4 protein-coding genes are annotated in these 2,659 nt (G+C 30.6%); all 4 read right to left on the reverse strand.

The annotated features are described in order from the left end of the window. Window positions 1-94 precede the first annotated feature (94 nt). Window positions 95-610, reverse strand: coding sequence for a transcription factor (locus BG20_RS01500; RefSeq protein ID WP_010189967.1), 516 nt, complete (start codon window positions 608-610; stop codon window positions 95-97). Between the two features lie 26 nt (window positions 611-636). Then, a complete protein-coding gene (locus BG20_RS01505) occupies window positions 637-1,167 on the reverse strand; it encodes a tRNA methyltransferase (RefSeq protein ID WP_010189969.1) in 531 nt (176 codons plus the stop codon). Then, window positions 1,157-2,278, reverse strand: a complete 1,122-nt coding sequence (gene hflX / locus BG20_RS01510) for a GTPase HflX (protein ID WP_010189971.1) — start codon at window positions 2,276-2,278, stop codon at window positions 1,157-1,159. Before hflX ends, BG20_RS01505 begins: the two co-directional genes overlap by 11 nt. A 32-nt stretch (window positions 2,279-2,310) precedes the next feature. Then, a partial coding sequence (locus BG20_RS01515; RefSeq protein ID WP_010189974.1) for a class I SAM-dependent methyltransferase occupies window positions 2,311-2,659 on the reverse strand: 349 nt, incomplete at its 5' end.

Consider the following 2,659-nt stretch of genomic DNA (forward strand, 5'->3'; position numbering starts at 1 on the left):
TCAAATATTAGATGCTTCTAAAGTATTTTTTGTGAATATTAGTGGTGTTTTGGTAAGTTCATAATTATTGGTCTTTCTAAATTAAATATTTAGACTAGAAAGTCTGTTGCATGTCTTTTTTAATTTCATCAATTTTTTTAGAGTATGCCTTTTTTGATTTATCATTCTTTTTTAAATTCAATACACTTCCACATGATGGACACTTGAACATTCCTTCTAATGCATCTTCAAATGTAACTCGGTTACAATCTTCATTTCCACAATGATAAAAATCAGAATAGTTTTCATAATCAAATCTTTGCTGTAGCCTTTCTGTAATTTTCTTTTTTTGACTTTCAATGAAATGCTCTACTTCCTCTCTACGAGTTCTCCATCTATACACAAACCACCCTTTACGTTCATCTTTTACCCTAATTCCAGTGATCAATGATTTACCAAATAGATCATACAATACTTTCCTGACCATATTGATTCTCAAACCTGTAGAACTTGCAATTTCTTCATCTGTGGCATCTTCTGCTTTCAAAAGTGATCTTGCAACCTTGAGATATTCATCTCCTCCTATCATGGATGCTATTCTAACAAAAGGGTCTTCGTATTTGTCTACCAACTCTAATCACTGCTGATTTTCTATTATTAATCCCTTGTTCCACTCACAAATACGTTTTTGCCTTTTTTTGTGGGTATTATCTTTCTTTTAGCACCTGAAAAATTATTTTTAAACTGTTTTCCTTTTTGAATTCTATCAAGAGTAATAGCCAATGCACTAATTTCAGAGTGAGGTTGATTTCCTATACTTATATTGTAATCAGCAAGTTCGTATATCTCTCTTGGTACTTTTTCAGCGCCTACAACTATTAGCAAATTTTTCTCTTTTCTAAGCTGCTCATCTACGTCATCGATACTTTCCCCATACATGGTAAGATGAACTATTTTGTATTCTTCCTTTTTCTTTTTTACTATTGATTTCCAGTTATCAATGAATTCAACAACAAAATCCCCGCCCCAAGTTTTGTTAATTTTTTCTACAGTGTCTTTGATTTCTGGATTTACTTCTGTCATGAAAATTTTAGTACATCCAAATGCTCTTGCTACCAATGCTACATGAGTAGTTACTCTGTCATCTCTTACTAGACGTTGCCCAATTCTTACAACCTCAAGTACCATATGATTTGTGAAACTCCTTCCAAGAATCTTTTTTGTATTCAGGTGATTTTTGACTTTGAATAATATTTTTGGCTAATTCCTTTAATTCACCAATATTACTTCCTGTTTTAGCTGACACTGCAATTCGTTTTTTATAATCTTTTAAATTAAGAAGTTCTATTTTTTCTTCAATTTCATCAACAGATAATAAATCTGATTTATTTAATGCAAAAATTATCTTGTCCATTTCAACTCCCAATTCACTTAAAGTTCTCATACAACTTGCAAATTTCTTTTTCAATTCAAATAAAGTATCACTGATGTCTACTACTACTATTATGACATCTGTATGAACTAATTCCTCTAAAGTGGATTTGAAAGCATCTATCATATATGCTGGTAATTTACTGATAAATCCAACTGTATCTGCAATTAAATACGGTTCATGATCAATTGAAAATCTTCTTGTCGTTGTGGATAATGTTGTAAAGAGACTTTTACTTTGTTCTTTAGTTTCTCCTGTAATTTTATTAAATAATGTAGTTTTTCCTGATGAAGTATATCCTGCAAGTGATATTGTTTTGAATCCGAGTCTCTTTCTACCTTGTCTGTGAAGCTCTCTTTGTTTTCCTGCTCTTTCGAGTTTTTCTTTTACTGTTTGCATTCTATGTTTGATGTCGTTATGATAAACATCAATCTCAAATTTTCCTATTCCCATGAATCCTGGTTGTTCACCCATGCTTGAAAGACGAATTTTTTCTTTTGCTCTGACCATCTCATATCGTAATTGAGCCAATTTCACTTGTAATTTAGATTCAGCACTAGATGCTCTACTTTCAAAAATTTCTAGAATTAATGCTTCTCTATCAAGAATCTCTCTATGTAATACTGAAGCTAGATTGTAATTTTGGCTAGGCTTTAGTATTTCATCAAACACAATAATATCTGGTTTGAGCTTTTCTGAAATCTCTTCAAGTTTTTCTAAAACCCCACCACCTATGCCATACTTTGGTCTTTTTAGAAAATTCTGTTTTATCGTATGTATGACTTGAATTCCTGCAGCATCACATAATCCAATAGCTTCGTTTACCGCATCTTCTTTATCATATGTAATTAGTATTGCAGAATTCATTTTATTTACAACTTTTCCATGTGTTACTCGAGTTAAATCTTAACTGATTTTTTCATCACAAAAAACAGTGCCTTTGGTAATGGCTTCAGTGTTCCATAATATACTGTGTCTTTACTTTTTTTAATATCAAAATCATTTTGAAAATAATGTATTATCTCATTTTTGAAAAATTTATGAGGTCCTTTATCATCTGGTAAGTTTTTTTCATCTTTACTCATACATTTTAGAAATATTATTCCATTTTTCTTTAAAATTCGCTTAATTTGGTTCAAATATGTTTCTCTATCATCTATTGATAAAACATGAAAACAACCTCTATCTAATATGTAGTCAAAAGACTCACTCTCAAATTTTGAATTAAGAATATCATCAATTTCGAAA

Source organism: Candidatus Nitrosarchaeum limnium BG20 (assembly GCF_000241145.1).
Classification (GTDB): domain Archaea; phylum Thermoproteota; class Nitrososphaeria; order Nitrososphaerales; family Nitrosopumilaceae; genus Nitrosarchaeum; species Nitrosarchaeum limnae.